Consider the following 16,610-nt stretch of genomic DNA (forward strand, 5'->3'; position numbering starts at 1 on the left):
GAGAGCAATACCGTGTTCAAGGTCGACAAAGGATGGACAAATGGTTTGGCACTTTGGTCAACCTTGGCGTTTTTGGTATTGCTAACCCCTTTCTACAGTATAAAAAAAGCCGCTGCACAAGAGGCCGCTGTGGCAAAAGACGATGACAGGCCGAAAGTGGCGGTGGTTTTAGCGGGCGGTGGCGCTAAAGGCGCGGCGCACATTGGTGTGTTGAAAGCGTTGGAAGAGATGCAGATTCCGGTGGATTACATCACGGGCACTAGTATGGGCGCGTATGTTGGCGGCTTATACGCTACTGGTATGAGTGCAGATGAGATTGAAAGCTTTATCTACAGCATCGATTGGAACAGTGGTTATCGTGATCGCGTCGATCGTAGCCAGCGTCGTGTGCGAGATAAAGAGGCGGAAGACCGCTATCAGCTAAGAACCGACATCGGCTTGCGTTTTGGTGAAGTGCACGCACCACGTGGTTTTGTGCAAGGACAAAACATGTTACGCATTTTGCGTGAAACCACCGGTAACCTGAACGAATTTGACTCGTTTGATGATCTGGCGATCCCATATCGTTCTGTTGCGACGGACATCGTCGAGTTACAAGAAGTGGTGATTGATAAAGGCCAACTGGTGGATGCCATGATGGCCAGTATGTCCGTGCCTGGTGCGTTGCCCCCTTACGAGCTCAATGGGCGCATGTTGGTTGATGGCGGCGTTGTCAACAACATGCCGGTGGATATTGCCAGAGCCATGGGGGCGGATATCGTTATTGCTGTCGACATCAGTACCGATTACAAGCAGAAAGAAGACTTTACCAGCATGCTGGTGGTCGCAGATCAGCTGTCTAACTATCTTGTGCGCCGCAGCACCCAACAACAAGCGGAAAGCTTAGGTGGGCAGGATGTGTACCTGAGACCTGATGTTGGTCAAATGGAAACCACCGAGTTTGTCAAGATGCCAGATGCGTATCAGGCCGGGTACAAAGCAACCTATCAGATGAAAGAGAAGCTGCAGGCATTGCGACTCAATGGTAGCCAATATCAGCACTATATTGATGGTAAGCAGCAAGCACGAAAAAGGCTCAACTATGGTGACCAGACTCGCGTCGATCAAATCGTGGTGATCAACAATACCCACTACAGTGATGGTCTACTGACTCGTCGTCTTGATCTTGAAACTGGCCGAGTATTGAAAACAGGTGAAATTGAAGCGGCGATTGAAAATCTCTATGCCTTGGATCGCTTCGAATTGATCTCTTATCACTATGAGGAAGTGGACGGGATCAACCAACTCGTGGTGGTGGTGGATGAAAAATCATGGGGGCCAAATTACGTTAACTTTCGCTTTTTCCTTGAAGATGATTTCACCACAGACAGCCAATATGGTGTTGGCCTCTCGACCAACTTCACCGATCTGAATTCCCAAGGTGGTGAGTTGACCATTAATTTGGAAATGGGCACTGATAAATTAGCCGAGGCGGAGTTTTATTCACCGATCCTCTTCGGGCAAGAGCTATTTGCCACGGCAAAAACCACCTACAGCAGTGATAAACGCAGTATTCCATTTTCCGACTTTGACGAGCCGCCACTAGAAAGTGCCTACGATTATTTCCCGATAACCTACTCACAGTTTATTGGTGAGTTGGCGCTGGGATATCAACCAACCCTATGGCAAGAGCTGAAACTGGGTGCTCGCTACGCTAAAGGAGATATTGAGCTCTCAACCATTCAATCGGCTGGGTCGAGTAACTTCGAGCGCCTTGGTGCATTTGTGCAATATCGTTTAGATACCTTAGACAATTATGCTCTTCCCACGCGTGGCGCATACTTGGATATCGAATATTTGGTCTCCCATGATGAAAGCCCCGAGATATTTGAAAGTGACTTTACCGGCCAATCACAAAGTGACACGGTTCACGAGTTATCGGTGGCAGGACGCTTCGCGACCACGTATAAACGTCATACTTTGGTCGGATCGGCAGACTACGAAATTGTACAGAGCAAAAATAACTACATTCCACTGGATCCCAAATCGATCGGTGGTTTCTTAAATTTATCTGGTATTCCCCGTAATAGCCTGATCGGACAAAACAAATTCTTTACGAGCCTGGTTTATCGCTACCGTTGGTTTGATAATGACTTTGGCATGTTCGAAGCGCCCGTTTATCTTGGGGCTTCTCTGGAACACGGTGGTGTTTGGTCGGATACGACGCTGACCCTAAGCCAGGCTCCACTCTATAATGCCGCGAGTGTGTTTGCGGGCATTGACTCGCCGATAGGCCCAATTATTTTTGGTTATGGTCGCACTGAGAGAGATTTGGACGCGATCTATTTGATCATTGGTACATCGTTCCACTAGTGATGAAAAGTTGAACAAAAAAGACGAATAAATAGCTAAATTTAATGGGACTTTAGTCTTAAGTTGCTATGTTGGTCAAAGTGATGAGATTTTAATTTATCGTTAAATTTGCTATTCTGTCGCCCACAGTTTGGCCTCTGCGGCGCTGTTTCTCAATCATAATTGAATGAAAACATGGGCAATAGGGAGCCAAGTTTCCAAGGATGTTCACTCCTTTACTTTGAATCATAGTAATAACAAAAGGAGGAACCGCAATGAGAGGAAAAAGTCGTGCTTGAAGCCTACCGTAAACACGTCGAAGAGCGTGCAGCAGAGGGAGTTGTTCCAAAACCTCTAGATGCAGAACAAGTTGCTGGACTTGTTGAACTTCTGAAAAATCCCCCACAAGGTGAAGAAGAGTTTCTTCTAGACCTACTTGAAAACCGCATTCCCCCAGGTGTTGATGAAGCCGCGTATGTTAAAGCGGGTTTCCTTGCTGCGGTGATTCGTGGTGAAGCAAGCTCTCCGCTTGTCAGCCGTGAGCATGCGGCAAAACTGCTTGGCACCATGCAAGGTGGTTACAACATCGAACCATTGGTTGCCTTGCTTGATGATGAAGCTCTGGCGCCAATCGCCGTTGAAGCGCTGTCTCACACATTACTGATGTTTGACGTTTTCTATGACGTTGAAGAAAAAGCGAAAGCCGGTAATCAATATGCGCAACAAGTGCTTCAGTCATGGGCTGATGCAGAATGGTTCTTATCAAAACCTGAGCTTGCCGAAAAAATTACTTTAACCGTATTTAAAGTCACGGGTGAAACCAACACCGATGATCTGTCTCCAGCTCCGGATGCTTGGTCTCGCCCTGATATTCCTGTTCACGCGTTAGCGATGCTAAAAAATGAGCGTGAAGGCATTGTGCCAGATCAGCCTGGCAGCATTGGCCCGATCAAACAGATTGAAGCGCTAAAAGAACAAGGCCACCAACTTGTTTATGTTGGTGATGTTGTGGGTACAGGCTCATCGCGTAAATCAGCAACGAACTCAGTGCTGTGGTTTATGGGTGATGACATTCCTTACGTACCAAACAAACGTGCTGGTGGTTATGTCTTGGGTGGCAAAATTGCACCTATCTTCTTTAACACCATGGAAGATGCGGGTGCGCTACCGATCGAAGTCGACGTGTCCAAGCTCAATATGGGCGATGTGATTGATGTCTACCCATACCAAGGCAAAGTGGCCAACCATGCTACCGGTGACGTTCTTGCTGAATTCTCACTAAAAACCGATGTGTTGATTGATGAAGTTCGTGCAGGTGGCCGTATTCCACTGATCATCGGTCGTGGTTTGACAGAAAAAGCACGTCAATCACTAGGCTTAGCGCCGTCTGATGTATTCCGCAAACCAGCGGATGTTGCAGATTCGGGCAAAGGCTACACGCTTGCTCAGAAAATGGTGGGTAAAGCATGTGGCGTAACGGGCATTCGCCCAGGGACCTACTGTGAACCTAAAATGACCACCGTTGGTTCGCAAGACACCACTGGCCCAATGACGCGTGATGAGCTAAAAGACCTTGCTTGTCTTGGCTTCTCTGCCGATCTTGTGATGCAGTCTTTCTGTCACACGTCAGCGTATCCAAAACCTGTCGATGTGAACACACACCATACTCTGCCTGATTTCATCATGAATCGCGGCGGTGTGTCACTGCGCCCAGGCGATGGTGTTATCCACTCATGGCTAAACCGCATGCTGTTGCCTGATACTGTCGGTACAGGTGGTGACTCGCATACTCGTTTCCCATTGGGTATTTCATTCCCAGCAGGTTCTGGTCTCGTTGCGTTTGCGGCAGCGACAGGTGTTATGCCTCTGGATATGCCTGAGTCAATCTTGGTGCGCTTTAAAGGCGAAATACAGCCAGGTATTACGCTGCGTGATCTTGTCCATGCCATTCCTTATTACGGCATCAAGCAAGGTCTTTTAACGGTTGAGAAAGCTGGTAAGATCAACGAATTCTCTGGTCGTATTCTGGAAATCGAAGGGGTAGAACACCTCACGGTTGAGCAAGCGTTTGAACTGTCTGATGCATCAGCTGAGCGCTCAGCGGCAGGTTGTACAGTGAAACTTTCTCAAGCATCGATCGAAGAATACCTCAACTCGAACATCGTGATGCTGAAGTGGATGATTTCAGAAGGTTACGGTGATCGTCGTACTATTGAGCGTCGTATCGTTGCGATGCAAGAGTGGTTAGCAAGCCCAGAATTGATGTCGGCAGACCGTGATGCAGAATACGCACACGTGATTGAAATTGATCTCGCGGAAATCAAAGAGCCGATTCTTTGTGCGCCAAACGATCCAGACGACGCTCGTCTGCTTTCTGATGTTCAAGGCACGCAAATCGACGAAGTGTTCATTGGTTCGTGTATGACCAACATTGGTCACTTCCGCGCTGCGGGTAAGTTGCTAGAGAAGTTCAAAGGTCAGCTTGATACGCGTCTGTGGATTGCACCACCAACCAAGATGGACCGTGACCAACTGACTGAAGAAGGTTACTACGGTATTTACGGTCGCGCTGGGGTTCGTATTGAAACTCCGGGATGTTCGCTGTGTATGGGTAACCAAGCGCGCGTTGCAGACAAAACCACGGTGATGTCGACCTCAACACGTAACTTCCCGAACCGTTTAGGTACAGGTGCGAACGTCTATCTGTCATCAGCCGAATTGGCGGCAGTCGGTGCGATTCTTGGCCGAATCCCAACGGTAGAAGAGTACATGGAATATGCGAAACAGTTGGATGCAACGGCGGCGGATACCTACCGTTACCTCAACTTCCACCTGATGGGGCAGTACACCAAAAAAGCCGACACAGTGATTTTCCAACAGCCGGCTTAATAAAATCTTCGATAATAAAAAACCGCTGAATTTTCAGCGGTTTTTTTACGTTAAGTAAAGTTTAACGGCGAGTCATACAAAAAGCAGCGGCAACGTTTCTTGCCGTTAGTTCTACGTTTTCCGCGGCTTCTGCCAACGCGGTTGGCAGATCAACGGAGCGATTGACCACGGCGAAAACGGCATCGAGGCCATGCTCATGGACCACTCCGCAATCGGCCGACAGACAACCCGCGATGCCAATCACCGGCAAGCTGTGCTTTTTCGCTGTGCGCGCGACACCGATCGGGGTTTTGCCATGAATGGTTTGGCTGTCGATACGACCTTCACCTGTGATCACCAGATCCGCATCAGCAACGATTTCATCTAAGCGAACCGCATCCATGACAATCTCAATACCAGGGCGAAGCTCGGCGTTAAGCAAGCCTAGTAGCGCCGCACCCATACCACCGGCTGCGCCTGCACCGGCCATATCACGAACATCCACGCCAAGTTGCTGTTTAATGATCGCGGCATAGTGCGCTAAGTTTTTGTCCAAAATTGTGACCATCTCTGGCGTTGCCCCTTTTTGTGGCCCAAAGACAGCGGAAGCGCCTTTTGGTCCACATAGTGGGTTATCAACATCACACGCCACTTCAAGACGAACTTGAGCCAAACGAGGATCGAGTTGAGAGCAGTCAATCGTTGCCAATTTCGCTAGCTCACCGCCACCATGGCCAAGTGCATTTCCTTGTGCATCAAGTAGTTTGATGCCGAGAGCCTGCGCCATACCAATGCCACCATCGTTGGTCGCGCTGCCGCCGATGCCTACGATAATGTGTTTCACACCGTGGTCGAGGGCGGCTTTGATCAACTCGCCCGTCCCAAACGTTGTGGTGATGAGTGGGTTGCGCTGATCTGGTGTCACAAGGTGTAAGCCAGAAGCGGCCGCCATCTCGATGACTGCGGTTTTGCCTTCGCCGAGCAAACCAAAAAAGCCATCGACACGCTGGCCAAGTGGGCCCGTAACGGTATGTTCGATGATGGTGCCACCAGTGGCGTCAACCATCGATTGCACCGTTCCTTCTCCACCATCTGCCATAGGGAGCTTCACGTAGTGTGCATCGGGTAAGACTTGCTTAAATCCTTTTTCAATCGCGATGGCCACATCCATGGCAGTAAGGCTTTCTTTATAGGAATCTGGAGCAATTATAATTTTCATGTTTACCTCAATGCTTATACAAACAGACCAAATACGCCGAACATCATGACAGAGACAAAAGCGATCATTAAGCCAACCGCAGACTCATAAGGAATCAGTTTTAAACGCTCACGAATGTCCATATGAACAGCGCCGCCCGTTGCGTGGAAGAAGCTACCATGTGGCATATGGTCAAGAACAGTGGCACCAGAATGAATCATGGCTGCCCCCGCTAATGCAGGTACTCCCAGTTCAAGAATGGTGTGACTAAATACGTTAGATGCAACGGCGGTTCCTGCTGTGGTGGATGCTGTTGCAAGTGACATCATTGCACCGGAAATCGGGGCAAGGAGATAGGACGGTAAACCCGAAGCGGTGAGAATATCGATCAAGCCATTTTTAAGCCCTGAGTTTGCGATAATACCTGCGAGAGTACCTGTGCCAAGCAGCATGACGGCAACCGGTGCCATGCGCGAAAGGCCAGAGACTGCAAAGTGGTTGGTATCGGCGAATCGACCCATCACCACGGCACCGAGCAAACCGCCTAAAGGCAAGGCGATGAGCGGATCAACGTTGATGCCGGCAATTGGGCGTAAAGCCAATAGTGCAATTGCCACCAATGGCGCGACAATGGCAGCGCCAAATTTTGGCAGTTTGCTGTGATCCACTGCAATGACTTCGCTGGCCGCGACTTTAGACCCCTTATTGACCAGACGTTTCGCAATGAAATACGCCAATACCAAACCACAAAGACCAGGAATCACACCAGCTGCCATCACAGAGGTTAATGGCACATTAAAGGCATCAGCGGCTGCGATTGCATTGGGATTTGGCGACATTACGTTACCGGCTTTACCGCCCCCGACCATGGCAAGCAAAATCGCGGTTTTAGAGATATCAGCACGGCGAGCAATCGCCAACGCAATCGGAGAAACCGTAATGACGGCGACATCAACAAAAACGCCAACGGCAGTCAGAATCATGGTCGCCAATGCCAGGGCGAGAAGCGCGCGTGTTTCCCCCACTTTTTTGACGATCGTCTCTGCGATCGATGTTGCTGCGCCAGATTCAATCAAAACGCCAGCCAAAACACCGGCGGCAAGAATACGTAAAACCGCGGTCACAATACCTTGTGCGCCGCCGATCATTAGAGAAACTGTGTCGGTCAGTGAAACACCACCAATCACACCGCCGATAAGAGCGCCAATGATCATGCCGTACGCGGGTGGGACTTTTTTCAGTATGAGCGCAATGGCCACCACTAAGGCAGCTAAGGCTCCGAGGGTAGAGACTTCAATCATGTTCCATTTCCATATTATTGATAAGAGTATTTTTTGCTCGAATATAGAGATGGAATCTGATCGGGTCTTTAGTCGTTACAACAAATTTCACCCAGCTGACTGCTTTGTTTTTTGTGCATCTGCACAATTTCTTTGTTTTGAGGAGAACAACTCTAGCGCGATATAGAGTTGGAAGGTGTTATTTAAGTTATTGAAATTTAATGATGTTATATCTTCAATCTTTTCAATTCGATAGCGGAGGGTATTACGATGGATATGAAGCGCTTGGCAAGTTCGACATGCATCACAGTTCTGAGCAAAATACGCGGTGAGGGTTTTGAGTAGCACGCCTTTGCTGTCTTTTTTTTGCAGTTTCAGTAATGGAGCCTGCAATTGTTCGGCTTTCCAGGGTTGTGAAAGGAGATCGCTCATCAACACAGGTAGCTTATGATCTTGGTAGAAGAAAACCGTGCCAGATTGCTCAGCCATCAATTGCATGGTGAGTTTGGCGGTTTCAAAAGATTGGGCTAATCCTGCCAATCCTTCAAAGTAGTCTCCGAGCGCAATTTTAATTGAGAAGTTCCCTTCTTTACTTACCCGCTTTAGCAACTGGTTGATGCGCTTGGTTTCCACCTCTTTGGACCAACCGTTGTCGGTTAGGCTTATCGGTTTTAACACCACCACCTCGTTATTAGAGACAGATAAAATACCAACGAGATTGTCACGTTCAGGATACTCAAGTAGGTGAACGATCTGTTGTAAATGCTCCAACGAGAGTGAGGTTTGTTTATCAGGAAAAACCTTGACCACAGCAGCTATTCTCGGCTCACTCAAATTTAAGCCAAGTCGCTCTGCAATGGAGTTCAACTGGTTGTCATTCAGCGTCGCGCCAGAGATAAGCTGCAGAACCAACTCTTCCCTGTGTCGCTTATTCCATTGCACTTGAGACATGAGGGCTGCTTGCTCAACGATGAGCTCTGCGGTCATCTTAACCAGTTCGCCATAATGCTTCACTTCGTCTGGTGCGCCGGATACGCCAATGACGCCAATGACTTGTTCTAGAAAAAGGATTGGTAAGTTGATCCCAGGCTTAACCCCTTTTAAATGGCTGGCGGTGGCTTTATCGATCTCAACCACTCGACACTCCGTAATTGCGAGCACGGCACCTTCATGTTTTTGTTGCAGTCGCGATGGATCCCCCGAACCAATAATTCTCCCTTGATCGTCCATCACATTGACCGAATAGGGGATGATCTTCATGGTGCGTTCGACAATTTGCCGTGCAATAGTTTCGTTCAGTTTCATGCTTGAGAGTGGAGTCCAAGTGAGAATTTGTCGATAATAGTACCTGATCTCGTTATCAATAGAGAAAAACATGGATTACGAATTTAAGAAAAACATCCTAGATGGTCACTATTACTGCCATTGCTCAATGGACCATGAAATTGTTGGCCGTTGGGTTCAAGAAGAAATCGGCAAAGAGAGCACTAAAATCGCCCAAGTGCTGGCTTTAATTGTCGCCGCAAGAAGTAACCCGACAGAAGAGCTTTGCTTAAATGGCACCGAAATCAGCTTGATGATTTGTGGCGACGAAGTCACCGTGCAAGACAATGCACTGCTGCACAGTTACGAGCTTGAGGCAGAGAGCGAGTTCGAACTGTACGACTGTGAGAGTGTCGCATGTTGTGGTTTAGAAGACTTTGAACAGCTAATTCAGCAGTGGCAGTTGTTCGTTCGTCGTTGACGGATAGCTTGTTGCACATTTATTGAACACTTGCTTTATATTTGTGAATGGAGCGCACCATTATGGTGCGCTCCATTTTTATTTTTGTAACTTTTAAAATTAATTTCATTTAAAAACAATAGGATAAAAAGTTGGCACGTTGCTTGGATTATCTAAAGCGTTACAGGATGAACGCTTTCAGAGAGGATGCAATGAAACTAATTAACGCCATTATCAAACCTTTTAAGCTCGATGATGTTCGAGAAGCGCTGGCGGATGTCGGTATTGAAGGCATGACCGTTTCCGAGGTCAAAGGCTTTGGTCGTCAAAAAGGTCACACTGAACTTTACCGTGGTGCGGAATATCAAGTGGACTTTCTACCTAAAGTCAAACTGGAGATCGCAACGCAGGCTGAGAATGTTGACCGTGTGATTGAAGCGATCACCAAAGCAGCGCACACCGGAAAAATCGGTGACGGCAAAATCTTTGTTTACGACTTGAGCCATGCCGTACGTATTCGTACTGGTGAAACTGACGTTGAAGCACTTTAACGATTCAAAGGATTGGAGAGATACATTATGGAATTAACAACAACAGTCTCGGAACTACGCTACGCGCTCGATACCTTTTTCTTCCTTATTTCTGGGGCGCTGGTGATGTGGATGGCAGCGGGTTTCGCCATGCTGGAAGCGGGGTTGGTTCGTTCAAAGAACACCACGGAAATCTTAACTAAAAACTTCTGCCTATACGCGATTGCGTGCACCACGTATTTAGTCGTGGGCTACAACATTATGTACGTGGATAACAGTGAAGGCGGCTGGTTGCCTTCGATTGGCGCATTAATTGGTAGCCAAGCAGAAGGAGCCGATCACTCACTTGAGTCTGATTTCTTCTTCCAAGTGGTGTTTGTGGCAACGGCTATGTCAGTGGTATCTGGTGCGGTAGCGGAGCGTATGAAGCTTTGGTCTTTCCTACTGTTCTCTGCCATTTTGACTGCCTTTATCTATCCGGTAGAAGGTTATTGGACTTGGGGTGGCGGCTTCTTGTCAGCGGCGGGTTTTAGTGACTTTGCAGGTTCAGGCATTGTGCACATGGCAGGTGCAGCGGCGGCTTTAGCAGGTGTACTGCTACTGGGGGCGCGCAAAGGTAAATATGGCAAAAATGGTGAAGTATATCCCATCCCAGGTTCAAACATGCCATTGGCAACGTTAGGTACCTTTATTCTTTGGTTTGGCTGGTTTGGTTTTAATGGTGGCTCACAGTTAATGGTGTCTGACTTTGAAAACGCGACGGCGGTTGGGCAAATTTTCCTAAACACCAACGCCGCAGCTGCAGCGGGGGCCATTACCGCGCTATTGGTGTGTAAAACAACTTGGGGCAAAGCCGATTTAACCATGATTCTCAATGGTGCGCTTGCTGGTTTAGTTGCGATTACTGCGGACCCTCTTTCACCATCACCTTTGTATGCGGTGGCGATTGGTGCGGTAGCGGGTGCCTTGGTTGTGTTCAGTATCGTTGGTCTCGATAAGCTAAAAATTGATGATCCAGTGGGTGCGATCTCGGTTCACGGTGTGTGTGGCTTCTTTGGTCTCATGGTCGTACCAATCAGCAACGGTGATGCGAGTTTTCTTTCGCAACTATTTGGCGCAGCAGTGATTTTTGCTTGGGTATTTGGTGCAAGCCTTGCGGTTTGGGCAGTACTCAAAGCCACCATCGGCATCCGAGTATCGGAAGATGAAGAGATGGAAGGAATGGACATGCACGACTGTGGTGTTGGTGCGTACCCAGAATTCGTTACGGTAAAATAAGTTAATTAAGACATACTTGTTTACAAATAAAAATATCAAAAACCTGCTCATACCAGCAGGTTTTTTTGTTTTCCGTCATTGTTTTCTAAACTATGATGAATATAATAACGCTACTGATAAACGTTATCATTACGAATCTAAAGGATTGAATCAATGAAAAAGCTGCTTACTCTTTCTGCGCTTGCATGTGCGACGCTTGCTCCTACAGCAATGGCTGCTGAAGAGGTCAATGTTTACTCTTACCGTCAACCTTTCCTTGTTGAGCCAATGTTCAATGAGTTCACAAAGGAAACCGGCATCAAAGTAAACGTGATGTTTGCAAAAACTGGTATTGCAGAAAAACTCGCGCAAGAAGGCGAATACAGCCCTGCTGACGTAATTCTAACCGTAGATATCAGCCGTCTTGCAGAGCTAACAGACAAAGGTCTTGTTCAGCCAGTCAACAGCGAAATCATTGAAGCCAATGTTCCTGCTCAATACCAAGACAAAGAAAACGAGTGGTTTGCACTAACGACTCGTACTCGTAGCGTTTATTCTTCTCGTGATCGCGTTGGTAAGTTAGGCGATGCTTTCACTTATGAAGATCTTGCTAAGCCAGAATTCAAAGGCAAAATCTGTACTCGTAGCGGTAAGCACCCTTACAATATTTCGCTGGTCTCTGCGATGATTGCACACCACGGCGAAGCTGAAACCAAGAAATGGTTGGAAGGCGTAAAAGCAAACCTAGCTCGCAAACCTCAAGGTAACGACCGTGGTCAAGTGAAGGCAATTAAAGAAGGCCTTTGTGATGTTTCTCTAGGTAACAGCTACTACCTAGGTGCAATGGTTAACGATAAAGAGCAGAAAGTGTGGGCGGATGCGGTTTACATTAACTTCCCTAACCAGCAAACCACGGGTACGCACGTGAATATTTCTGGTATGGCGATGGCGAAATACGCACCAAATAAAGCCAATGCGCAGAAGCTAATGGAATTCCTAACAGGCGACAAAGCACAGCACATGTATGCGGAAGTGAACTACGAATACCCAGTGAAAGCGGGTGTGGAGCGTTCTGAACTTGTGGCTTCTTGGGGCGATTTCAAAGCAGACACCATTTCTCTAGATGACATCGCATCACATCACGCAGCAGCAATCAAACTGATTGATGAAGTGAAATTTGACCTTTAAATGAAACTAGGGGTATAACTATACCCCTATTTATTAAAGTGATATGAGATGTATTTGCAAACGCATCTGTGTTTCATACGCCCGTGCAGTTATTAGGCGATGAAAGAAAAAAAATACACATGGAAAACCAGTAGTGGGGCATTGGCTTTACTGCTGGTTTTGCCGATTTTGGCGATCTTCTATACCGCTGTCGGATACAGTGATGAGCTGTTTGCTCATTTGATGTCGACGGTGATGCCATCTTACATATTGAATACCATTCTTTTGACGACGGGCGTGTTAGTTGTCTCTCTCATTTTGGGTATTCCTAGTGCGTGGTTCATGGCCATGTGCAAACTTCCCACTGAAAAATGGTTGCAATGGGCCTTAGTACTGCCATTGGCTATGCCGGGGTACATCATAGGTTATATTTTTACCGATTGGTTTGATTTTGCTGGTCCTGTACAGATTTTACTGCGAGATCTCACTGGGTGGGGCCCAGGAGACTATTGGTTTCCTGATATTCGAACGGTAGCAGGGGCTACCTTCGTGCTGTCGCTCGTGCTCTATCCATATGTTTATTTACTCTGCCGCGCTGCTTTTATGGAGCAAAACGTCTCTTTACTGCAAAGTGCGCGACTCTTGAAGTGCAGTGCATGGGAGAGCTTTTGGCGTATTTCTATGCCACTTGCTCGTCCTTCGATTGCGGTGGGTTTGTCGCTGGTGGCGATGGAGACCATTGGTGACTTCGGCACTGTGAGCTATTTTGCCGTCAACACGCTCACCACTGCGGTGTATGACACTTGGCTTGGTTACTCCAACTTAAACGCGGCGGCAAAAATTTCAGCCTTAATGCTACTGATTGTCATCTTATTACTCAGTGCGGAGCGTTATAGCCGACGTAAGCAAAAGCTCTTCCAAGCGCAGTTCAATAGCCACGAAGATTTCCGCTATGAACTCAAAGGCTGGAAAATGTGGGCAGCACTGATTTGGTGTTGGGGTTTGGTCGCCATTGCCTTTATTTTCCCGTTGTTGCAGTTGGTGGACTACTCGATTACCTATTTTGAACAAAGTTGGACCAATGAATTTCGTCGCTTTGCCATGAATAGCCTTAAAGTCTCGATTGCAGCGGCCATCGTTGCGGTGATTGTCGCATTGATCGTCAATTTCAATCATCGTTTACACAATCAGAAAACCAGCTTGGCGTGCATTCGTTTATCGTCATTGGGGTATGCGGTGCCAGGCACCGTATTGGCGATTGGCATCATGGTGCCAGTATTGTCTATGGATCACTTGGTCAATGATGTTGCGAAATACATGGGATGGGGCAGACCAGGTCTGATTTTCTCAGGTACCATTTTTGCGATCATTTTTGCTATGGTCGTGCGTTTTTCTGCGGTGGCGATTGGCAGCATTGAAAGCAGCTTGAACAAAATCTCCCCTTCGCTTGATATGGCATCACGTACTATGGGCTGCCATGCCAATGCCATGTTGTGGCGTGTGCACTTCCCGCTGATCAAACGCGGCATGCTGATTGCTGGATTGTTGGTGTTTATTGAGTCGATGAAAGAGTTGAACGCTGCGCTGCTACTGCGCCCATTCAACTTTGAAACCTTGGCCACCTATGTATACAACTACGCCTCCGACGAGCGTTTGGAACTGGCTGCATTGCCGGCGGTGTTGTTGGTGTTGGTTGGATTGATCCCCCTTGTTATCGTTAACCGTTCACTGGAGCAGAGTCACTAATGAGTTGCGCACTATCGATTAAAAACCTGACTTGTCAATACGATGCTCAAACGGTGCTTGAGTCACTCTCTCTGGAAGTGGAACAAGGGCAGATTGTTTGTTTACTTGGGGCCAGTGGTTGCGGAAAAACCACTTTATTGAAAGCCATCGCAGGGCTGCTGCCTCTCTCTTCGGGAGAGATGAGTTTAAACTGCATGATGATCGATAATGGTGAGCATTGGGTGCCACCTGAGCAGCGTAATATCGGCATGATTTTCCAAGATTATGCGCTGTTTCCTCACCTGACTGTGGCAGAGAATGTGGCGTTTGGTTTGCGCGGTTGGAGCAGTGAAGCTCGCCAAAGCAAAGTCAAAGAAATGCTAGAGTTGGTGCATTTGTCTCCTTTTGCCGATCGTTACCCGCATCAGCTCTCGGGTGGCCAACAGCAACGAGTGGCGATTGCGCGTTCGTTGGCGTACAAGCCAGATTTGCTTCTGCTCGATGAACCGTTCTCGAACATCGACACACAAGTACGCCATGAACTGATTGCTGAGATTCGTAAAATCTTTAAGCAGCAAGGCGTAACAGCAATTTTCGTTACGCACAGCCGTGAAGAAGCGTTCGCTTTTGCCGATAAAATGGCGGTAATGAATCACGGTGTGATTGAACAATATGGCACGGCGTCTGAGTTATATTACAAACCGTCGAGCAAGTTTGTCGCGGATTTCCTTGGCGGCGGCAGTTACCTCCCAGCGAAGCGTTTATCGGAATCCGAGTTTGAAACCCATTTGGGTGTCGTTGAAGCTACTGCGCAGCAATCGATTTTGATTAATGATCCGTGTGAGTTGTTGTTGCGTCCTCAGCATATTCAAATCAGTGCCTCAGAGGAAAGCAGTATCCGTATTATGGAGCAGCAATTTATGGGTGATCACTGCCGCTATGTGATCGAAGCCAATGGCAATAAATTGTTAGCCAGTTCGGCGGAAGCGCTCAATATCGGACAAATGGTCTCGGTGAAAGTTGATACCCAAGGCATCTTGGCGTTTTAAACGAAAAAAGCCCGACCTAGGGTCGGGCAAATGGTACGTCATGTGAACAACCGTGAGGTTGCGTTTAAAGAGCCAGAAACTCTTTAAACTGATGAACGACCAGTTCGGCAGTCTCTTTATCCTGCATCTCAGCAAAAATTCGCAGCAAAGGTTCAGTACCGGAGAAGCGAGCTATCACCCAGCCTCCGTTTTTGAAGTACACTTTCGCTCCATCGTCATAACTGACTTTTTCGATCTCAAAGCCAAATTCAGGCAATTGTTTTTCGATATAAATCTTGTCATACAGCGATTGTTTTGCCGCTGGTTTGAACTTGCAGTCGCCCTCAGCCATGTAGGCATAGCCGTACTTGCTGTAGATCTCTTCTAATAGCTCAGAAAGCTTTTTGCCCGTCACGGAAATCATTTCAACTAATAGGCTCGATGCAAACACGCCATCTTTGCCTTTGATATGACCACGAATGGTTAAGCCGCCCGAACTCTCACCACCGATCAAAGAGTCGTCCGCTTCCATCTGTGAACTGATGTGTTTAAAGCCTACAGGCACTTCAAAACACTTCTCACCATGATCGGCAGCGATTTTATCCAACAGGTGCGTGGTGGCGATGTTGCGAACCACAGAACCTGTCCAGCCTTTGTATTTGAGTAGGTAGTAATACAATAGGATCAACACTTCGTTCGGATGAATGAAGTTGCCTTTTTCATCGATAATGCCCAAACGGTCTGCATCGCCATCGGTACCAATGCCGATGTCGTAGCCTTGTGCCGCCACAAGGTGCTTCAGACGATAAAGGGTCGCTGCGCTTGGGGATGGCATTAAGCCGCCAAAGTCAGGGTTCTTGCCATCGTTGATCACGTCGACATCACAGCGCCCATTGATCAATACCGTTTGCAGCGCGTTTTTCGCCACGCCAAACATAGGATCGATCAGCACGCGTAGATTGGCTTTTTTGATCGCTTCAATGTCGATGAAATTGATGATGGAATCGACAAACTCGTTCATCGGGTTGATGATGACAATTTGTTTGTCTTCTACCGCTTGTTCGAAATCGACACTTTGCACTTGATCCAAGGTCAGATGAGCAATTTGCGCTTCGATTTTCTGCGTGATCACTTCGTCCGCATCACGGCCACCTTCAATGAACACTTTCACGCCATTGTAGTCGGCAGGGTTGTGAGAAGCGGTAATACAGGCAGAGTAAGCACAGCCCATTTCTTTGGCCTTGAACATCACAATTGGCGTTGGGACAAATTTATTGATGAAGCTCACCACAATACCATTAGCGGCAAGGACTTCGGCAAACCAAGCGCCGGCTTTATCCGATAGAAAACGACGGTCATAGCCAATCACAAAACCGCGCTCAGCGACCTGTTCGTTATTGATGATGTTAGCTACGGCTTGTGCGACCAAGCGAACGTTATCTTTGGTGAACTCTTCGCCAATAAAAGCGCGCCAGCCACCGGTTCCAAATTTGATCATAATTC

Annotated in this window: 12 protein-coding genes; 8 read left to right on the plus strand and 4 right to left on the minus strand. The window is 47.7% G+C overall.

The features are described from left to right. Positions 1-12: 12 nt before the first annotated feature. Both VV1_RS07815 and acnB read left to right on the plus strand, forming a co-directional pair. The gene (locus tag VV1_RS07815) at positions 13-2,352 is read left to right on the plus strand and encodes a patatin-like phospholipase family protein (protein WP_011079573.1); all 2,340 of its coding nucleotides are present in this window, start codon (positions 13-15) and stop codon (positions 2,350-2,352) included. Between the two features lie 270 nt (positions 2,353-2,622). Next, positions 2,623-5,220: a bifunctional aconitate hydratase 2/2-methylisocitrate dehydratase gene (acnB, locus tag VV1_RS07820; protein WP_011079574.1), complete on the plus strand. Its 2,598-nt coding sequence runs from the start codon at positions 2,623-2,625 to the stop codon at positions 5,218-5,220. Between the two features lie 61 nt (positions 5,221-5,281). Here the strand turns inward: acnB and VV1_RS07825 are convergent, their stop codons facing one another. From VV1_RS07825 to VV1_RS07835, 3 genes are all read right to left on the minus strand, one after another. After that, a complete protein-coding gene (locus tag VV1_RS07825; RefSeq protein ID WP_011079575.1) occupies positions 5,282-6,418 on the minus strand; it encodes a glycerate kinase in 1,137 nt (378 codons plus the stop codon). 14 nt (positions 6,419-6,432) lie between these two features. Continuing rightward, the gene (locus tag VV1_RS07830) at positions 6,433-7,698 is read right to left on the minus strand and encodes a GntP family permease (protein ID WP_011079576.1); all 1,266 of its coding nucleotides are present in this window, start codon (positions 7,696-7,698) and stop codon (positions 6,433-6,435) included. Between the two features lie 87 nt (positions 7,699-7,785). Continuing rightward, positions 7,786-8,982 carry a sugar diacid recognition domain-containing protein gene (locus tag VV1_RS07835; protein WP_011079577.1) on the minus strand — a complete coding sequence of 399 codons (1,197 nt, stop codon included), beginning with the start codon at positions 8,980-8,982 and terminating at the stop codon, positions 7,786-7,788. Positions 8,983-9,052: 70 nt separating this feature from the next. On the opposite strand from VV1_RS07835, the gene VV1_RS07840 reads away from it, so the two are divergent. The 6 genes from VV1_RS07840 to VV1_RS07865 all read left to right on the plus strand — a co-directional run bounded on the left by VV1_RS07840 (position 9,053) and on the right by VV1_RS07865 (position 15,128). Beyond that, positions 9,053-9,421 carry a YacL family protein gene (locus VV1_RS07840; RefSeq protein WP_011079578.1) on the plus strand — a complete coding sequence of 123 codons (369 nt, stop codon included), beginning with the start codon at positions 9,053-9,055 and terminating at the stop codon, positions 9,419-9,421. Between the two features lie 191 nt (positions 9,422-9,612). Next, on the plus strand, positions 9,613-9,951 hold the full coding sequence (gene glnK / locus VV1_RS07845) for a P-II family nitrogen regulator (RefSeq protein WP_013571157.1): 339 nt from the start codon (positions 9,613-9,615) through the stop codon (positions 9,949-9,951). Positions 9,952-9,978: 27 nt separating this feature from the next. Next, positions 9,979-11,208 carry an ammonium transporter gene (locus tag VV1_RS07850; RefSeq protein WP_011079580.1) on the plus strand — a complete coding sequence of 410 codons (1,230 nt, stop codon included), beginning with the start codon at positions 9,979-9,981 and terminating at the stop codon, positions 11,206-11,208. A gap of 153 nt (positions 11,209-11,361) precedes the next feature. Beyond that, positions 11,362-12,375: a Fe(3+) ABC transporter substrate-binding protein gene (locus tag VV1_RS07855; RefSeq protein WP_011079581.1), complete on the plus strand. Its 1,014-nt coding sequence runs from the start codon at positions 11,362-11,364 to the stop codon at positions 12,373-12,375. Between the two features lie 99 nt (positions 12,376-12,474). Continuing rightward, complete coding sequence (locus tag VV1_RS07860) at positions 12,475-14,100, plus strand: ABC transporter permease (protein WP_011079582.1); 1,626 nt, start codon at positions 12,475-12,477, stop codon at positions 14,098-14,100. Then, complete coding sequence (locus tag VV1_RS07865) at positions 14,100-15,128, plus strand: ABC transporter ATP-binding protein (RefSeq protein WP_011079583.1); 1,029 nt, start codon at positions 14,100-14,102, stop codon at positions 15,126-15,128. Before VV1_RS07860 ends, VV1_RS07865 begins: the two co-directional genes overlap by 1 nt. Before the next feature lie 64 nt (positions 15,129-15,192). Here the strand turns inward: VV1_RS07865 and VV1_RS07870 are convergent, their stop codons facing one another. Continuing rightward, entirely contained in the window at positions 15,193-16,605 is a 1,413-nt protein-coding gene (locus VV1_RS07870; protein WP_039554575.1) for a phosphoglucomutase/phosphomannomutase family protein, read from the minus strand. Positions 16,606-16,610 lie beyond the last annotated feature (5 nt).

Origin of the sequence: Vibrio vulnificus CMCP6, from assembly GCF_000039765.1 — a bacterium.
Taxonomy (GTDB): Bacteria; Pseudomonadota; Gammaproteobacteria; order Enterobacterales; family Vibrionaceae; genus Vibrio; species Vibrio vulnificus_B.